This is a genomic window from Paenibacillus aquistagni, from assembly GCF_900177815.1.
Lineage (GTDB): Bacteria > Bacillota > Bacilli > Paenibacillales > Paenibacillaceae > Paenibacillus_B > Paenibacillus_B aquistagni.
Window position 1 is genome coordinate 304,422 of record NZ_FXAZ01000004.1, and the last position, 15,102, is coordinate 319,523.

Genomic DNA, 15,102 nt, shown 5'->3' on the forward strand with positions numbered 1-15,102 from the left:
TAGAACCACGTTCAACAGAAAGTCAGAGAGGCGTGGTTCTTTTTCATTCGTTCAGGTTATGCCATGATAGATGTGGGAGAGATGATGATGTTCAATGATTTTAAGCTCATAGGAGATCGGCCTGTTTACATTCAGGTAAAGGATTATTTGCAGAAAATGATCGCACAGGGCGGGCTGCTTGCTGATCAAAAGCTTCCCTCGACACGAGAGCTTAGCGAGCTGCTTCATGTGAGCCGCAATACGGTCATTGCCGCGTATACGAGCTTGGAGGATGAGGGCTTCATCTATACGATACGGGGAAAAGGCAGCTTCGCAGCAGCGGTTATACCTGCTCGCCGCTGCCATGAGCCTTCTCATGATCTTAAGCTGGATTGGAAGCAAAGACTGAGCGGGACCGCTCAGCTGGCAGATGAGCTGGATCTTATGAAGCGAGGCATCCGTGCTGCAAAGGGCACCATCTCCTTCACAAGCATAGCCCCTGACGAGAAGCTGTTTGATCTGGATCAGGTCAAGCGAGCTTTCCTAGATCGCATGTCAATCGAAGGCGATGTCCTGTTGAACTACGGCTATGCCAAAGGCTATAAGCCTTTAATGGAATATTTGCTGCAATATATGGAGAACAAAGGTGTGAATGTGAGCGGCAAGGATTTGCTCATTACGAATGGATTTACAGAAGGCTTTGAGCTTGTGCTCTCTGCCCTGCAGAAGAGGCACGGCACGGTGCTGTGCGAGAATCCAACTCACAACACGGCGATCAAGAACTTGAAGCTCCATGGCTACGACATTACAGGCATCGAGATGGAGTCTGACGGCATTTGTCTCGACAAGGTAGAGCAGGCGTTGCAGGAACAAAGCTTTGACTTTGCGTTCCTGATTCCGTCCTACCACAACCCGACGGGGATTGTGATGTCGCCAGAGAAGCGGGTAAAGCTGATCGAGTTAATGACAGCCTATCAGATTCCCATCGTGGAGGATGGCTTCAATGAGGAGCTCCGATACTCGGGCGCTCATGTGGCGCCATTGATTGCATCAGCAGGAGCAAGCAACAATGTCGTGTACATTGGCAGCTTCTCCAAGGTGCTGTTTCCAGGCATTCGAGTGGGCTGGATTCTTGCTGATCACGAGCTGATCTATTATCTGGAGAGCATTAAGCGAGCTCGCTCCATTCACACCTCTACATTAGATCAATCCTTGTTATATCAATATCTATTGAATGGCAATCTAGATAAATATCTTAAAAGAGCGCGTGCGGAATACAAACGCAAGTATGAGTGGACGAAGCAGTGCATTGAAGAGCACATCCCTTGCAAACGGGTGTCAGGTGACGGCGGCTTGCATGTCTTCGTTGAATTTGAACAAGGCTTCAAGACGCGGGAGCTGCTTAAGATGTGCTCGGAGCGAGGGGTTATTTTTACCCCTGGCGATAATTTTTACACAGATGGAACCGGTCAGCATACGATGCGGCTTGGCTTCTCCAGAGTAGCGGATGAGGATATTAGCCAAGGCATACGCATTATTGGGCAGGCCGCAGCACAATTAATGGGATAGAGGTGCAGCCATGAAGGTTGGCGTGATAATGGGCGGTGTTTCGTCCGAACTGAATGTGTCGATGATGACAGGAAAAGAGATCATGGCGAAGCTGGATCAGAGTCAATATGAGGTCGTTCCTGTTGTGATCACAAGAACGGAAGAGCTGGTAGAGAAGACGAAAGGGATCGATATCGCCTTGCTAGCTCTTCACGGGAAGTTTGGGGAGGACGGAACGATTCAGGGAGCGCTAGAGACGATGGGCATCCCTTATACAGGCAGCGGCGTAATGTCGAGCAGCATGTGCATGAATAAGGATATTACGAAGAAGCTGCTTCGTTATGAAGGGGTTCATACACCGGATTGGCTGTGCTGGAACAGCATGGAGGAATGCTCTGTAGAGGCTGTTGAACAGCTTGGTTACCCTGTCATTGTGAAGCCGAATTCCGGAGGGTCCAGCATTGGAGCACAGGTGGTTTTGAATCGAGAATCGCTTCTAAAGGCCGTCGAAGCGGTGTTCGCCATGGATAGCACGGTCATGATTGAACGCTACACGGCTGGCGATGAGATTACCTGTTCGATTCTAAATGGAAAGCTGCTTCCGCACCTTGGCATTCGCGCGAATCAATCCACATGGTTTGATTATCAAGCGAAGTATGAGGATGGTGGTGCCATTGAAGAAGTGATTCAACTGCCGCCAGAGCTGGACGCACTTGTTGGCGAGGCAGCCTTGAAGAGCTACCGAGCGCTTCATTGCAGTGTTTATGCACGCGTGGACATGATCATTCAGAACGGCATCCCGTATGTGCTGGAGATCAATACGCTGCCTGGCATGACCTCGAACAGCCTGCTGCCAAAGAGTGCGCAGGCAGCAGGGCTCTCCTTCCAAGAGCTCTTGGAGCAAATTATTGCGATTTCCTTGGAACAGCGTCGGAAGGAAAGAGGTGGACAATATGTCGGTTGCTGATCGAATATCGCCGCATGTCCGTGCTATTCCGCCTTCTGGCATTCGCAAGTTTTTTGACTATGCCAGCGGCAGCGCGAATGTCATCTCGCTAGGCGTAGGCGAGCCTGACTTTAAGACGCCAGAGCATATACGCCAAGCAGGCATGCGCGCATTGAGCGAGGGCGTCACGAAGTATACGCCGAATGCTGGGCTAATGGAGCTGCGCGAGGAGATTTCCAATTACATGTCTTGTCAGTTTGGATTGAGTTATGATCCTGAAGGAGAGATTCTTGTTACCGTCGGCAGCAGTGAAGCCGTGGATCTGGCGCTGCGGATGCTGATTGCGCCAGGAGATGAGATTCTTATCCCTGCCCCAAGCTATGTGGCGTATTCGCCGATTACAGCGCTGCATGGCGGCAAAGTAATCGAAGTGGAATCATCAGTCGAGCAGCAATTCAAGTTGACAGCAGATGCATTAAACCGGGTTATAACGTCCCGGTCAAAGGTGCTTATACTTAATTATCCGAGTAATCCTACAGGATCAGTTATGTCTTATGAAGACTGGCTTCCGATCGCAGAGGTCATTAAAGCGCATAATCTGATCGTAATCTCTGATGAAATCTATGCTGAGCTGACCTATGACCAGCGTCATATCAGCATTGCTTCGCTGCCAGGCATGAAGGAACGGACGATTGTGCTGAACGGATTCTCGAAGGCGTTCTCGATGACTGGCTGGAGAGTAGGTTATGCCTGTGGACCACAGCTATTGCTTGCTGAGATGCTGAAGATTCATCAATACATTGCGATGTGTGCGCCGACGGTCAGCCAGATTGCTGCCATTGAAGCGCTGAGGCATGGAATGGAAGAGAAGGATCGCATGAAGGAAGCCTTCAAGGAGCGCAGAACGAAGTTTGTAAAGGGACTGCGCGAGCTGGGCCTATCCTGTCATGAGCCTGAAGGCACCTTCTATGCATTCCCTTCAATTGCTCGTACGGGAATGTCCTCGGAAGCATTCGCCTTGAAGCTATTGAAGGAGGCCAATGTGGCGGTAGTGCCGGGGCATGTATTTGGTACCGGGGGAGAAGGATTTATACGCTGTTCATTCGCCGCATCGCTTGACAGACTCGAAGCTGCACTAGAACGGATGGCGCGCTTTGTGAAGCTGACCGTAGAAGTTTAGCAGCAAGATAGGTTTTAGATGAAGTAAGTTTTTAGATGAAGCAAGTGTTTATAGGAAAAAAGTGCTTGAAGGAAGTCGATGCAGTTCTCGGATAAGAGATAGGATTTGCATCAGACGTATTTTTCCCATAGAACTCTGATAGAACCCTCATAGAACTAAGGCATAACAACCTCCATTCCTAATCAAGGTGAATGGAGGTTGTTTTGCTTTTTGGATGGCGAGAAAGAAGACATCCTTGGTCCGCAAGCGAGTTGAGGTGCTCACGAAAAGTTATTGAAAAAGATGACAAAATTAGGATTGACACCGTGCAGCACACTGAATATACTGTGTATATAGATATATACAGTAATCACAGTGGTGTTAGAACTAGCACAGTGAGGCTGTAGATGAGATCGATGAAGACTCTCTTCAGGTGAGAAGAAAGGATCGATGCGTGATGAAGACGCAGTGGCAGCAGGCCTGGATGATCACGAAGACTGAACTTGGGAGATCCAAGATAGGACTTGTCGCATCGTTGGTCTTGAACGCGTTTATCGCTTTGAGCGTCTATTCCTTCTGGAATGGTGTTCAACTAAAGGCGGGTGTCGAGCCGCTTAATCATTTTTTGCTCGACTATATGGGCATTATTGGAGTGACGAATCTAGGCTTTATCTTCAGTGCTAGACATTTCAAGTATATGGAGACGGATTCCTATCGGAATTATCTGCGCAAGCTTCGAACGATGCCGATTGATATGAGGACCATCGTCTCCTCGCGATTTATCCAGATCGGAATGAATACGCTGATGAATGGATCTATTTACTTTGGTGTCTTGTACATCCTTATGCTGGCGAATGATCAGCAGCCGGTAAGTGTGATCACGTACGCTGGTTTTGTTGCTTTCTTGCTGTGTGTCTCATTGTTGATGCACATGGTATATATCCGCTTTGAATGGACACAGAGCGGCAAGGGCTACTTTTTCGTGATTCTAGGCATTGTTGCCGTATATCTTCTCGTGTCTATTCTGCTGTATCTGAGCGGGGTGAATTTTACACTGTCTATTATGTTCCTTGCTGAACACTATGCCATACTGACCATTCTTATCTCTCTGATTGGACTAGTGCTTCTAAGCGTGCTTGGCTATCGATCGAACTGCAAGCTTCTAATGAAGCAGGATCTGGCCTAATGTTCGAGCATTGGTAGAGGAGAGTGATCAGCGTACAGGAGGTGGTAATCAATATGTTTGTCCCGATACAAGTGGATGAGAACAGCACAGAGCCGATGTACGCTCAGATTGAGAACCAGCTTCGGGCGTTGATCTTAAGCGGACGTGTTGAGACTGGAACACTGCTTCCTTCCATCCGGGAATTTGCCAGTCAGCTCCAGTGCAGCATCATTACGGTGCGCCGTGTATACCAGGACCTTGAGAATGAAGGCTTGCTTCGCACGAAGCAGGGAACAGGGACATTTGTTGCTGAGGTGGAGCAGGGGGAGAAGGACCAGTACCGGGAGAAGGCCGTTGAGGATGCATTAAGGATTGCCGTGCAAGCTGCATTGCAGATGAAGCTTCGCAAACAGGAATTCAAGGAACTCGTAGACCGAGTGATACAGGAGAACTGGAGCGACGAAGGCGGGGGAGAGCGATGAGTGAGAGCAATGCGATCAGCTTCCATCATGTAGCGAAGCAGCGAGGAGAGCTTCGAGTAGGCCCAATTGATCTGGAGCTGCCAAGCGGCTGTGTGACAGCGATTGTTGGTGTGAATGGCTCTGGCAAGAGCACGCTGATCAATCTGCTGCTTGGCTTGATCCATCCGGACCAAGGAGAGATTCGAATGGGTGGCAAGCGTTATGAGCCCGTGAATGATGTGGCTTGGAAGCAGGAGCTTGGCTATGTGGCGGAGCTGCCCAATTCAGAGGATGATGGCCTTACTGCTGAGAAGATGGCCCAATTTGCTTCCTATTGGTACCCGAACTGGAACTGGCAGGTCTATCGCAAGCTTACGGCCAAGTATCAGGTGCCGCCCAGCACGAAGCTGAGCAAGATGTCTAAGGGTATGAGGCGCAAGCTCGAGATCGTTCTGGCGCTGTCGCATCAGCCTAAGGTGCTTCTCTTGGATGAGCCGTCATCGGGGCTTGACCCGATTGCTTGGCGAAGCATGATAGAGGACATACAGACCGTACTAGATGATGGTAAGCATACGGTCATTATTGCGACACATGTCATTGAAGAAGTGAAGCGGCTGGCCGATTATATTCTGTTTCTTCATCAAGGTCAGGTATTGCGATTGGTGGAGAAGGACCAGTTGTTTGATGACTGGAAGGAGTATTGGATCAACGGTGTGATCGCGGAGGATCTGCTGGGCGCACCAGGCTTGACTGATGCGGGACAAGAGCGTGGAATGGTGCGTGCTGTCGCTTATGATGCGAGGAAGCTTGAGGCTTACCTGCAGGATGAAGGCTTAGAAGTTGTCAATACGCAGGCGTTAGCGCTTGATGAAGTCATGATCCATATGATTCGAATGAGTGAAGAGAGGAGTGTGCGAACACGATGAAGACGCTGCAATTAGACAAAATCGTGAAGCAGTATGGTGATAAGCTGGCTGTAAATGAGCTCAGCTTGGAGGTAGAAGAGGGAGAAATCTACGGACTGCTTGGGGCCAACGGTGCTGGGAAGACGACCACAATGCGCATGGTGCTTGGACTAATCTATCCGGATGAGGGTAGAATCTCCTATTATGGCAAGCCGCATTCGAAGGAGCTAGAGAAGATCTTTGGCTATCTGCCGGAGGAGCGGGGCTTGTATCCGAAGGTTAAAGTATGCGATCAATTGCTCTATCTGGCGCAGCTTCGCGGCATGTCGCGCAAAGATGCGGATGCCTCTTTGAAAAAGTGGCTGGAGCGCTTCCAAGTGCCGGAGAACTACAGCAAGAAGATTGAGGAGCTCTCGAAAGGGAATCAGCAGAAGATCGGATTTATCGCTTCGATTCTTCATAATCCGAAGATTGTCATTATGGATGAAGCATTCAGTGGCCTTGACCCTGTCAATGTAGAGCTGATGAAGGAGACAGTCAAGGAGCTTCGCGACCAAGGCACGAGCATCCTGTTCTCTACGCATCGCATGGAGCATGTGGAGGAGCTGTGCCGCAACATTACCGTTTTGCAAAAAGGGCAGGCGGTCATTCAAGGGAACATTCGCGAGTTGAAGTCGAAGTTTCCGCGCGAGAAGGTTATGCTTCGCACAAGCGGCGATGTAGCGGGACTAGACAGCATTGCGGGTGTCAGCGGAGTAGAGCGTATTCCGGACGGCTACAGCATTCGCATTGCGGATGAATCAGCGGCGCCTCATATTCTGGAGACGGCGATGAAGCAGACGGCGATACAGCATTTTGAAGTGAAAGAGCCGACCTTGAATGAAATCTTCATCAAGGTGGTTGGAGGTGAGTCGAATGAATAGCTTAAAGACTGTGATCGGGTTCACGCTTCGTACGAAGCTTCTGACGAAGTCCTTTATCATTACGACTGCAATCTTGGTGGTCTTGATATCGATTGGTGTGAATCTGCCTTATATTATTTCCTTATTTTCCAAAGATGAGCCTGTAAAGAAGATTGGTGTTTTGAGCGGTTCTTATACGACGATTAGCGAGTCTTTGTCTCAAGCTTTCAATGGGCAGGAGAACAAGGATCTGCAAATAATTGTGGACCCGAATGCGACGGAAGGACAACTGAAAACGCAGCTTGAGAATGGGGAAATCAATGGTTATATCAAGCTGGAAGCCGCAGAAGGAGCTTCTCCTGAAGCATTCCCAAGCACCGTGTATTATGCAAATAAGGACCTTGGCTTTACAGAGCAGTCCGCGATTACGAGTGTGCTGTCTGTTCTGAAGACGAAGTGGATCGCGAAGGATGCGCTTAGCGATGAGCAACTGGCTCAGCTTGAGCAGCCTGTGCGCTTCGATACCGTCAACTTGAAGGACAGCGAGGAGGGGCCTGTATCAGAAGCGGATGATATGCGCAAAATGGTGTCTACCTTTGTGGTACTCGCGCTCATCATTTTGTTCTTCATGACGAATATGATGACAGGAAACATGATCGCAGCTGAGGTGACACAGGAGAAGAGCTCCCGCATTATGGAGATTCTGATTACGAGCGTATCACCGCTTGCACAGATGTTCGGCAAGATTATCGGGATGTTTATTCTAGGCCTCATCCAAATTATCGTATTCCTGCTTGCAGCCTTCGTCAATCTGATGCTGCCGCATAATGCAGCGGCTTTCAAGGATATCAACTTTGATATTTCGATGATCGATCCGAATGTGGTGCTGCTTGGCATTGTGTTCTTTATTCTTGGTTACTTCCTGTATGCGACGTTGTTCGCGGCTGTTGGCTCCATTGTCAGCCGGACCGAGGATCTTGGTCAGGCGATCATGCCAATTACGATGCTGTCGCTCGCGGCCTTCTATATTGCATCTTTCAGCGTCTCTGCACCGGATTCGATGCTGGTGAAGATCTCGTCCTTCTTCCCATTCTTCTCGCCGACGACCATGCTGCTTCGTATTGGGGCAGGCAATTATGCGGCTTGGGAAGTCATTGTATCTGTATTGATTCTTATTGTCTCCATCCTAGCCTGCGGCTGGCTGTCGGCTAAGATCTACCGTACCGGGGTATTGATGTACGGCAAGCGTCCTTCCTGGAAGGAAATCCGCAAGGCAATGAAGGCGTATAAGATCTAAGGAAGAGCAAGCTTGTGAATTTTGTGAATAATACTTACAAATGAGACTAAAAATGAAGTCAGATGGATCAGGCCTTGATCTATCTGGCTTTTTTTATTCTAAGTAAAACATATTTTCATTGAGGAATTCATTCTCTACTACTTTTTGGAACACATGCTATATCCTCGATTTCCTACGAAATTTCCCTGTCATTTTCTTCAACCAATATTGGCTGTGTCATAAAGGATGAAAAATAAACCCTATCTTGGAACTTGAATATTTTGGGCTGAAACAAAAAAACATTCAAATATACATTTGAATATTTAATAATAATCATGTATTATAATAATCAAATAATCGTTTGAATATTAGAAGAGGAGGACATGACAGAGAATGAAAAGGACTCATGTGAACGTGATCTTAAATTACTCAAAATGATGATCGAGCAAGCTATCGAGCATGCTTCACGTCACTAATTTTAGGAGGATCTTACAATGGGACATAATCATCAACATGACCATTCACACGGCCATACACATGGTGCAAATAAAAAGACATTAACTATAAGCTTTATTATTATCGCATTTTACATGCTTATTGAAGCCGTTGGGGGATTCATGACTAACAGTCTTGCATTATTATCTGATGCAGGACATATGTTAAGTGACGCTGTATCACTTGGTATTGCATTAGTAGCTTTTACTCTTGGAGAAAAGGCTGCTAATTACGGTAAGACATATGGATATAAACGTTTTGAAATATTGGCAGCTGTTCTTAACGGAGTAACACTCGTATTAATTTCCCTGTATATTTTCTATGAAGCCATTCAACGTTTCCAAAACCCACCCGAAGTTGCTTCAACGGGAATGTTAATCATAGCTTCAATTGGACTATTAGTTAATATTTTTGTTGCATGGATTATGTTACGTGGTGGAGATGTAGAAGAGAACTTGAATATGCGCGGAGCATACTTACACGTTATAAGCGATATGCTAGGATCAATTGGCGCTATTATTGCTGCACTGCTTATCATATTTTTCGGTTGGGGATGGGCAGATCCATTAGCAAGTGTCATTGTCGCAGCACTCGTATTACGAAGTGGCTACTTTGTTACAAAATCCGGACTCCATGTTCTGATGGAAGGTACACCACAAAATGTAGATGTGGATAAGGTAATTCAAACCATCAAAAATACAAACGGGATTCAGAGCATTCATGACTTACACATTTGGTCGATTACAAGCGGATTAAATGCTCTTTCTTGCCATGCAGTTGTAAATGTTCAAATGTCGATTGCTGAAAGTGAGCAATTACTCCGTAAAATCGAACATGACCTTGAACACCAAAATATTCAGCATATGACAATTCAGTTAGAAACGTCGGAACATAAGCATGATGATTCGATTCTGTGTGAAATGAAAGCTGAATCATCTGGAGACCACCATCATCATCACTGATGATAAAATAACGGAAGAGGTTCTATACCTTTTTTTATGAAACGATATCTCGTTATCGATATCTCATTACTTGCAGCTTGCGAGGCATGAGTTCTGTTTTTTACAGAACTCATGCCTTTTTACTTTGAACACCTTAACGTCTATGTTGTCCAAACTATTTCCTTTCCGAGATATGCTCCGCGTAATCCCTTGGGCTTTACGAGGCAACTTCCATCTTGAGGCAATGCAATGACTTTTCCATCTTGAGGCAATGCAATGACTTTTCCATCTATGTAATCACATTATGTTTGCAGCCTCTTTTTGAATGATTATATATCGTTTAGATAATCATAAAAGTAGCTTAAGAGAAAAATGGAACAACATAAACATGGAACATCTCATCGTCATGGAAATTATTTAGGCCACATCCACATGGAGAATGAAGTTAATATTTCGGTCGATTATAAAGAGAACTTTATTTTAATAAATCTTAAAGACAATCAGAACCATGTTCCAGAGTTGGAAGTGGCTCATGAAAAGATTATGCATTTAATTATTGTTCATGATATAACTGTCGAGCTGAAGATAGATTCCCTGGTGACTAATAAACCAACAATTTTAACGTATAAAATATTGGGTGCTGAGCCAGAACCTTACCTGGGAGCTTTAGGTCATCACTTTTTTCTAAAAAGGAGCCAGTAGATGAAGCATACACATGAACAAATCAATGAACAAATCAATGAACAAATCAATGAACAAATCAATATGCCCCAAACAAACAAAGCGCGTTTGGTAGTTATTACCATGTTAGCAATTCCTGCAGTCGTAGAAAATTTTTTTCAGACACTTCTTGGCTTTATTGATACGTATTTTGTGTCAAAAATCGGTCTTGCTGAAGTTTCAGCTGTTGGAGTAACCAACGCGGTATTGGCTATTTATTTTGCTCTATTTATGGCAATTGGGGTAGCAGCCAATGTTAGGATTGCAAACTTTCTCGGTGCGAATCTCCAAGAGAAAGCAAGGCATATATCACAGCAATCGATTGTGCTAGCAGCGATATTCGGGGTTTTAATGGGTATTGTTACATTAATGTTCGCTGAACCTCTTCTTAAACTGATGGGGATTGAAGCCGAGGTTCTCGAGGCAGGAGCCCTCTATTTTAGGATCGTTGGGATTCCGGCAATTATTATGAGTTTCATGTTTGTATTAAGCGCTATCCTGCGCGGAGCAGGAGATACTAAAACACCTATGAAGATCAGTATTGTGATCAATATTGTTAATGCCGTTTTAGATTACGTTCTCATTTTCGGCTTTTTATTTATACCTGGAATGGGCATAGTAGGGGCAGGACTTGCCACGGTTATTGCAAGATTGGTCGGATGCATCGCGTTATTCTACTATGTGAATCGGACTGGAACACTTTCATTCCGAAGGGATTATTGGAGATTAGACAAGACTCATTTGATGGAACTGACGACACTTGGCGCACCAGCTGCTGGCGAGAGGCTGCTAATGCGTGTCGGGCAGATTGTTTACTTCGGTTTTATCGTTGCTCTTGGAACTAACGCATTTGCAGCCCATCAGATTGCCGGCAATGTAGAGATATTTTCCTATATGATTGGTTATGGATTTGCCACAGCAGCAACCATTTTGGTTGGCCAACAAATCGGTGCGGGTAATTTTGATGAAGCTAAGCATTATGCAAAATTATCGACCTATCTCACAGTCGGCTCGATGACTATTCTTGGTGCACTACTTTTCGTTCTCGGGGACTGGGCTGGCAGCTTTTTTACAAATGATGAGCAGGTAATAAAAGATATAGGGATCGCATTGAAAATCTCGGGTGTTTTCCAGCCGTTTCTTGCGGTCTTATTGGTGCTAACAGGAGCGTTTCAAGGTGCAAACAACACAAAATTTCCGATGTATCTGACCGGTTTCGGGATGTGGGCTGTAAGGACTGTACTTGTTTATCTCCTCGGAATAAAACTTAGTTGGGGTTTAGCGGGAGTTTGGATAGCGATTGGAGCTGATATCGCATTCCGTGCGATTGTGCTAACTATCCAATTCAAGCGAGGGAAATGGATGGCTGTGAAAAAAGCGCCAGAACCCGAATCACACTGTCATCCGCAAACAACAAAGGAAAACATGTCGTGCTGTGCAAACAATTATTAGCCACAAACCATACAATTTCGCGGCTGTGTGCTTGTTTTGGTGTTATCAACATTGAGAACATCCATATCTAGATATCGATTGTGATGAAAATTATAACCTTGAGAGGCCATTTTCAGGTCTGCTCAAGGTTTTTTTCTTTGAGATCGGCTCATGGCCTATATGGGCTGATATTTGCTCGAATAGCGGCAGTATCGTCTATTATTCATCCAAGATGTGCGATTGAAAAAGTATAAAATTTGATATTTAATATAAACGTCTTGCTATTCATTATTAAAAAAGGTAAACTAGAATCACTACATCTAGAATGACAAGTCATCAACAAACACAACATATAGATTGTGGATAAAATATTAAAAAAACCGGTGTCCAAGTGACTTCATAGGGAATCTGGTGCGAATCCAGAGCTGTCCCCGCAACTGTAAGTGTGGACGAATTGAACATGCCACTGTATAGGATCGTAAATTTCGATCGATATGGGAAGGGTTCAAGGAGAATGAAGCACAAGTCAGTAGACCTGCCGGATTTTTTTTTGGTTTCATATCTTCGGGGTATGAGAGGTTGAAACGACGCATTTGCAAGCAAGAGGGTTCTTTGATTTGTTCAGATGAATCTTTGCGTCGTACACACAGCACACCTTCATTGAGGTGGGCTGTTTTAGTTTCTTAGGACTGCTGTACGCAGGCTGGTTAAGGAGGGAGATTATGCGTATTATCTTTGATTCAAAGACCGGGAACGTCAAAAGATTCGTAGGGAAGCTAGATATGGAGTGCACGCAGATTACGCCAGAGCTAGAGATTGAAGTGCCGTACATATTAATTACCTACACGACCGGCTTTGGACAAACACCGCAGATGACCAAAGATTTTCTGAGCCGTAATGGACGCTTGCCGTTAGCTGTTGCTTCTAGCGGCAATATGAATTGGGGGAACAATTACGGGCGTGCAGCGAACCTTATTGCTGAGCAGTACGGCGTGCCTGTTCTAATGAAATTCGAGTTAAGCGGAACGCAAAAAGACGTTGTAAGATTCAAACAGGGGGTTGATCAGATTGTCTACACAGATCGCAAAGTGGATACAGCTTAATAACGAAATTATGGTGCAAAAAAACGGGAGCTTCCAGTTCGAAAAAGACCGTGAGGCGGCTAGAAGTTATTTCATAGATTATGTGAATCAGAACACCGTGTTCTTCCACAACTTAGAAGAGAAGATCAATTACTTGATTGAGCACAATTACTATGAGAAAGAGACCTTCGATCTTTACGCGTTTCCTGATGTTAAGAAGCTGTATGATTTTGTGTATGGCAAGAAGTTCAGATTCCCATCCTTCATGAGCGCATTCAAATTCTACAACAACTATGCGCTGAAGACAGATGATGGCTCCAAGTTTCTAGAGCGTTATGAGGACCGCATCGCGGTAGTATCGCTGTTCTTGGCAAAAGGCGATATGGAGAAGGCGATGAGCTACGCGGATGTTCTGATTACCCAAGAATATCAACCGGCTACGCCAACATTCCTGAATGCGGGCAAGAAACGCCGCGGCGAGCTTGTCAGCTGCTTCCTGCTTGAAGTGGACGATTCGATGAACTCGATTGGCTTTTCGATTAATTCCGCTCTTCAATTGAGCAAGATCGGCGGCGGAGTCAGCTTGAATCTGAGCAAGATTCGTGGAGCAGACGAGCAGATTAAAGGACTAGACGGCAAGGCGAGCGGCGTGCTCCCGGTGATGAAGCTGTTCGAGGATGCGTTCTCTTATGCTAATCAGCTAGGACAGCGCGATGGCAGCGGTGTCGTGTATTTGAACATTTTCCATGCGGACATTCAAGAATTCCTTGATACGAAGAAAATCAACAGTGATGAGAAGACTCGAATCAAGACCTTGTCGCTTGGTGTTGTTGCGCCTAACAAATTCTTTGACCTCGTAGAAGAAGATAAGGATATGTACTTGTTCTATCCACTTACGGTGTATAAGGAATACGGCAAGCATTTGGATGATATGGACATTACGGCTATGTATGATGAGCTCGTGAACAACCCGCGTGTACGCAAGAAGAAGATTGTAGCCAGAGACCTAATTATGAAAATTGCACAGACTCAGATGGAGTCTGGTTACCCATATATTATGTTCGTGGATAATACGAATGACTATCATGCGCTTAAGGAATTGGGACGCGTCAAGTTCTCCAATCTATGCAGCGAGATTGCGCAGCTAAGTGAGGTCTCCATCATCAACGATTATGATGAAGAGGACATCATCAACCGCGATATCTCCTGTAACCTCGGCTCGCTTAACATTGTCAACGTGATGGAGAACAAGCGTATGAGAGAGACGGTGCATCTGGCGATGGATGCCTTGACTGAAGTCAGCGACCGCTCCAATGTTCGCATCGTGCCATCGGTTGCAAAGGCCAATCGTGAGCTCCATTCCGTAGGCTTAGGTGCGATGAACCTGCATGGCTACTTGGCTAAAAACAAGATTGCCTATGAATCCAAGGAAGCAAGAGATTTCGTACGTGCCTTCTTCATGATGCTGAACTATTATTCCATCGAGCGTTCGATGCTGATCGCGAAGGAGCGTGAGGAGACATTCCTCGGCTTTGAGCATAGCGAATACGCGAATGGCAATTACTTCGAACGTTATCTGACGAAGGACTATTCTCCTGTAACGGATAAGGTGAAGGAGCTGTTTGAAGGCCTGCCGATTCCAACAAAAGAGGATTGGAAGTGTCTGAAGGAGCAGGTGGCTGAGCACGGCTTGTACAATGCTTACCGTCTCGCGATTGCACCAACGGGGTCAATCTCTTACTTGCAGTCCTCGACGGCTTCGATTGCACCGATTACGCAAAGGATCGAAGAGCGCGAATACGGCGATTCCAAGACCATCTATCCAATGCCGTTCTTGAGCGATGAGAACTATTTCTATTATAAAGAAGCTTATGATATGGATATGTTCAACCTGATCGACCTCGTGGCGGATGTGCAGGAGCATATTGACCAAGCGATCTCGACGATCCTGTACGTGAAGGATGACCTGACGACGCGTGATCTGGCGAAGTATTATATCTATGCACAGAAGAAGGGGCTTAAGACGCTCTATTATACAAGAACGAGAAAGAAGACAATCGATGAATGCGTAAGCTGTGTCGTATAAGGGGGA

13 protein-coding genes and 1 riboswitch are annotated in these 15,102 nt (G+C 45.9%); all 13 genes read left to right on the forward strand.

From position 1 onward, the window contains the following. Positions 1–87: 87 nt before the first annotated feature. The 13 genes from B9Y93_RS15385 (at position 88) to nrdE (ending at position 15,096) form a co-directional block, all read left to right on the forward strand. A complete protein-coding gene (locus tag B9Y93_RS15385) occupies positions 88–1,548 on the forward strand; it encodes an aminotransferase-like domain-containing protein (protein WP_085495610.1) in 1,461 nt (486 codons plus the stop codon). A 10-nt stretch (positions 1,549–1,558) separates the two neighbouring features. Beyond that, the gene (locus B9Y93_RS15390) at positions 1,559–2,494 is read left to right on the forward strand and encodes a D-alanine--D-alanine ligase (protein ID WP_085495612.1); all 936 of its coding nucleotides are present in this window, start codon (positions 1,559–1,561) and stop codon (positions 2,492–2,494) included. After that, entirely contained in the window at positions 2,481–3,653 is a 1,173-nt protein-coding gene (locus tag B9Y93_RS15395) for an aminotransferase class I/II-fold pyridoxal phosphate-dependent enzyme (protein ID WP_085495615.1), read from the forward strand. The genes B9Y93_RS15390 and B9Y93_RS15395 overlap by 14 nt, the downstream gene beginning before the upstream one ends. A 436-nt stretch (positions 3,654–4,089) precedes the next feature. Continuing rightward, positions 4,090–4,818, forward strand: coding sequence for an ABC-2 transporter permease (locus B9Y93_RS15400; RefSeq protein WP_085495617.1), 729 nt, complete (start codon positions 4,090–4,092; stop codon positions 4,816–4,818). A gap of 53 nt (positions 4,819–4,871) precedes the next feature. Further along, positions 4,872–5,279 carry a GntR family transcriptional regulator gene (locus B9Y93_RS15405; protein ID WP_085495619.1) on the forward strand — a complete coding sequence of 136 codons (408 nt, stop codon included), beginning with the start codon at positions 4,872–4,874 and terminating at the stop codon, positions 5,277–5,279. After that, positions 5,276–6,184 (forward strand): ABC transporter ATP-binding protein, encoded by a 909-nt coding sequence (locus tag B9Y93_RS15410; RefSeq protein ID WP_085495621.1) that lies wholly within the window; start codon positions 5,276–5,278, stop codon positions 6,182–6,184. Before B9Y93_RS15405 ends, B9Y93_RS15410 begins: the two co-directional genes overlap by 4 nt. Beyond that, entirely contained in the window at positions 6,181–7,086 is a 906-nt protein-coding gene (locus B9Y93_RS15415; RefSeq protein WP_085495623.1) for an ABC transporter ATP-binding protein, read from the forward strand. Before B9Y93_RS15410 ends, B9Y93_RS15415 begins: the two co-directional genes overlap by 4 nt. Next, positions 7,079–8,362 carry an ABC transporter permease gene (locus B9Y93_RS15420; protein ID WP_085495625.1) on the forward strand — a complete coding sequence of 428 codons (1,284 nt, stop codon included), beginning with the start codon at positions 7,079–7,081 and terminating at the stop codon, positions 8,360–8,362. Before B9Y93_RS15415 ends, B9Y93_RS15420 begins: the two co-directional genes overlap by 8 nt. 473 nt (positions 8,363–8,835) lie before the next feature. Next, the gene (locus B9Y93_RS15425) at positions 8,836–9,798 is read left to right on the forward strand and encodes a cation diffusion facilitator family transporter (protein ID WP_085495627.1); all 963 of its coding nucleotides are present in this window, start codon (positions 8,836–8,838) and stop codon (positions 9,796–9,798) included. Positions 9,799–10,209: 411 nt separating this feature from the next. Continuing rightward, positions 10,210–10,479 carry a hypothetical protein gene (locus B9Y93_RS15430; protein ID WP_141097567.1) on the forward strand — a complete coding sequence of 90 codons (270 nt, stop codon included), beginning with the start codon at positions 10,210–10,212 and terminating at the stop codon, positions 10,477–10,479. A 63-nt stretch (positions 10,480–10,542) separates the two neighbouring features. After that, positions 10,543–11,949, forward strand: a complete 1,407-nt coding sequence (locus B9Y93_RS15435) for an MATE family efflux transporter (RefSeq protein ID WP_097676203.1) — start codon at positions 10,543–10,545, stop codon at positions 11,947–11,949. Positions 11,950–12,292: 343 nt separating this feature from the next. Continuing rightward, positions 12,293–12,485, forward strand: a riboswitch (cobalamin riboswitch). A gap of 165 nt (positions 12,486–12,650) precedes the next feature. Further along, complete coding sequence (gene nrdI, locus B9Y93_RS15440) at positions 12,651–13,031, forward strand: class Ib ribonucleoside-diphosphate reductase assembly flavoprotein NrdI (RefSeq protein ID WP_085495635.1); 381 nt, start codon at positions 12,651–12,653, stop codon at positions 13,029–13,031. 10 nt (positions 13,032–13,041) lie between these two features. Continuing rightward, positions 13,042–15,096: a class 1b ribonucleoside-diphosphate reductase subunit alpha gene (nrdE, locus tag B9Y93_RS15445; protein ID WP_244903440.1), complete on the forward strand. Its 2,055-nt coding sequence runs from the start codon at positions 13,042–13,044 to the stop codon at positions 15,094–15,096. Positions 15,097–15,102: the final 6 nt, after the last annotated feature.

Excerpts from the sequence above, each read along its gene's own strand:
- B9Y93_RS15410 (WP_085495621.1), top strand. The coding sequence starts at position 5,276 with ATGAGTGAGAGCAATGCGATCAGCTTCCATCATGTAGCGAAGCAGCGA.
- nrdE (WP_244903440.1), top strand. The coding sequence starts at position 13,042 with ATGGTGCAAAAAAACGGGAGCTTCCAGTTCGAAAAAGACCGTGAGGCG.
- B9Y93_RS15390 (WP_085495612.1), top strand. The coding sequence starts at position 1,559 with ATGAAGGTTGGCGTGATAATGGGCGGTGTTTCGTCCGAACTGAATGTG.
- B9Y93_RS15420 (WP_085495625.1), top strand. The coding sequence starts at position 7,079 with ATGAATAGCTTAAAGACTGTGATCGGGTTCACGCTTCGTACGAAGCTT.
- B9Y93_RS15415 (WP_085495623.1), top strand. The coding sequence starts at position 6,181 with ATGAAGACGCTGCAATTAGACAAAATCGTGAAGCAGTATGGTGATAAG.
- B9Y93_RS15430 (WP_141097567.1), top strand. The coding sequence starts at position 10,210 with ATGGAGAATGAAGTTAATATTTCGGTCGATTATAAAGAGAACTTTATT.
- B9Y93_RS15400 (WP_085495617.1), top strand. The coding sequence starts at position 4,090 with ATGAAGACGCAGTGGCAGCAGGCCTGGATGATCACGAAGACTGAACTT.
- B9Y93_RS15435 (WP_097676203.1), top strand. The coding sequence starts at position 10,543 with ATGCCCCAAACAAACAAAGCGCGTTTGGTAGTTATTACCATGTTAGCA.
- B9Y93_RS15405 (WP_085495619.1), top strand. The coding sequence starts at position 4,872 with ATGTTTGTCCCGATACAAGTGGATGAGAACAGCACAGAGCCGATGTAC.
- nrdI (WP_085495635.1), top strand. The coding sequence starts at position 12,651 with ATGCGTATTATCTTTGATTCAAAGACCGGGAACGTCAAAAGATTCGTA.
- B9Y93_RS15385 (WP_085495610.1), top strand. The coding sequence starts at position 88 with ATGTTCAATGATTTTAAGCTCATAGGAGATCGGCCTGTTTACATTCAG.
- B9Y93_RS15395 (WP_085495615.1), top strand. The coding sequence starts at position 2,481 with ATGTCGGTTGCTGATCGAATATCGCCGCATGTCCGTGCTATTCCGCCT.
- B9Y93_RS15425 (WP_085495627.1), top strand. The coding sequence starts at position 8,836 with ATGGGACATAATCATCAACATGACCATTCACACGGCCATACACATGGT.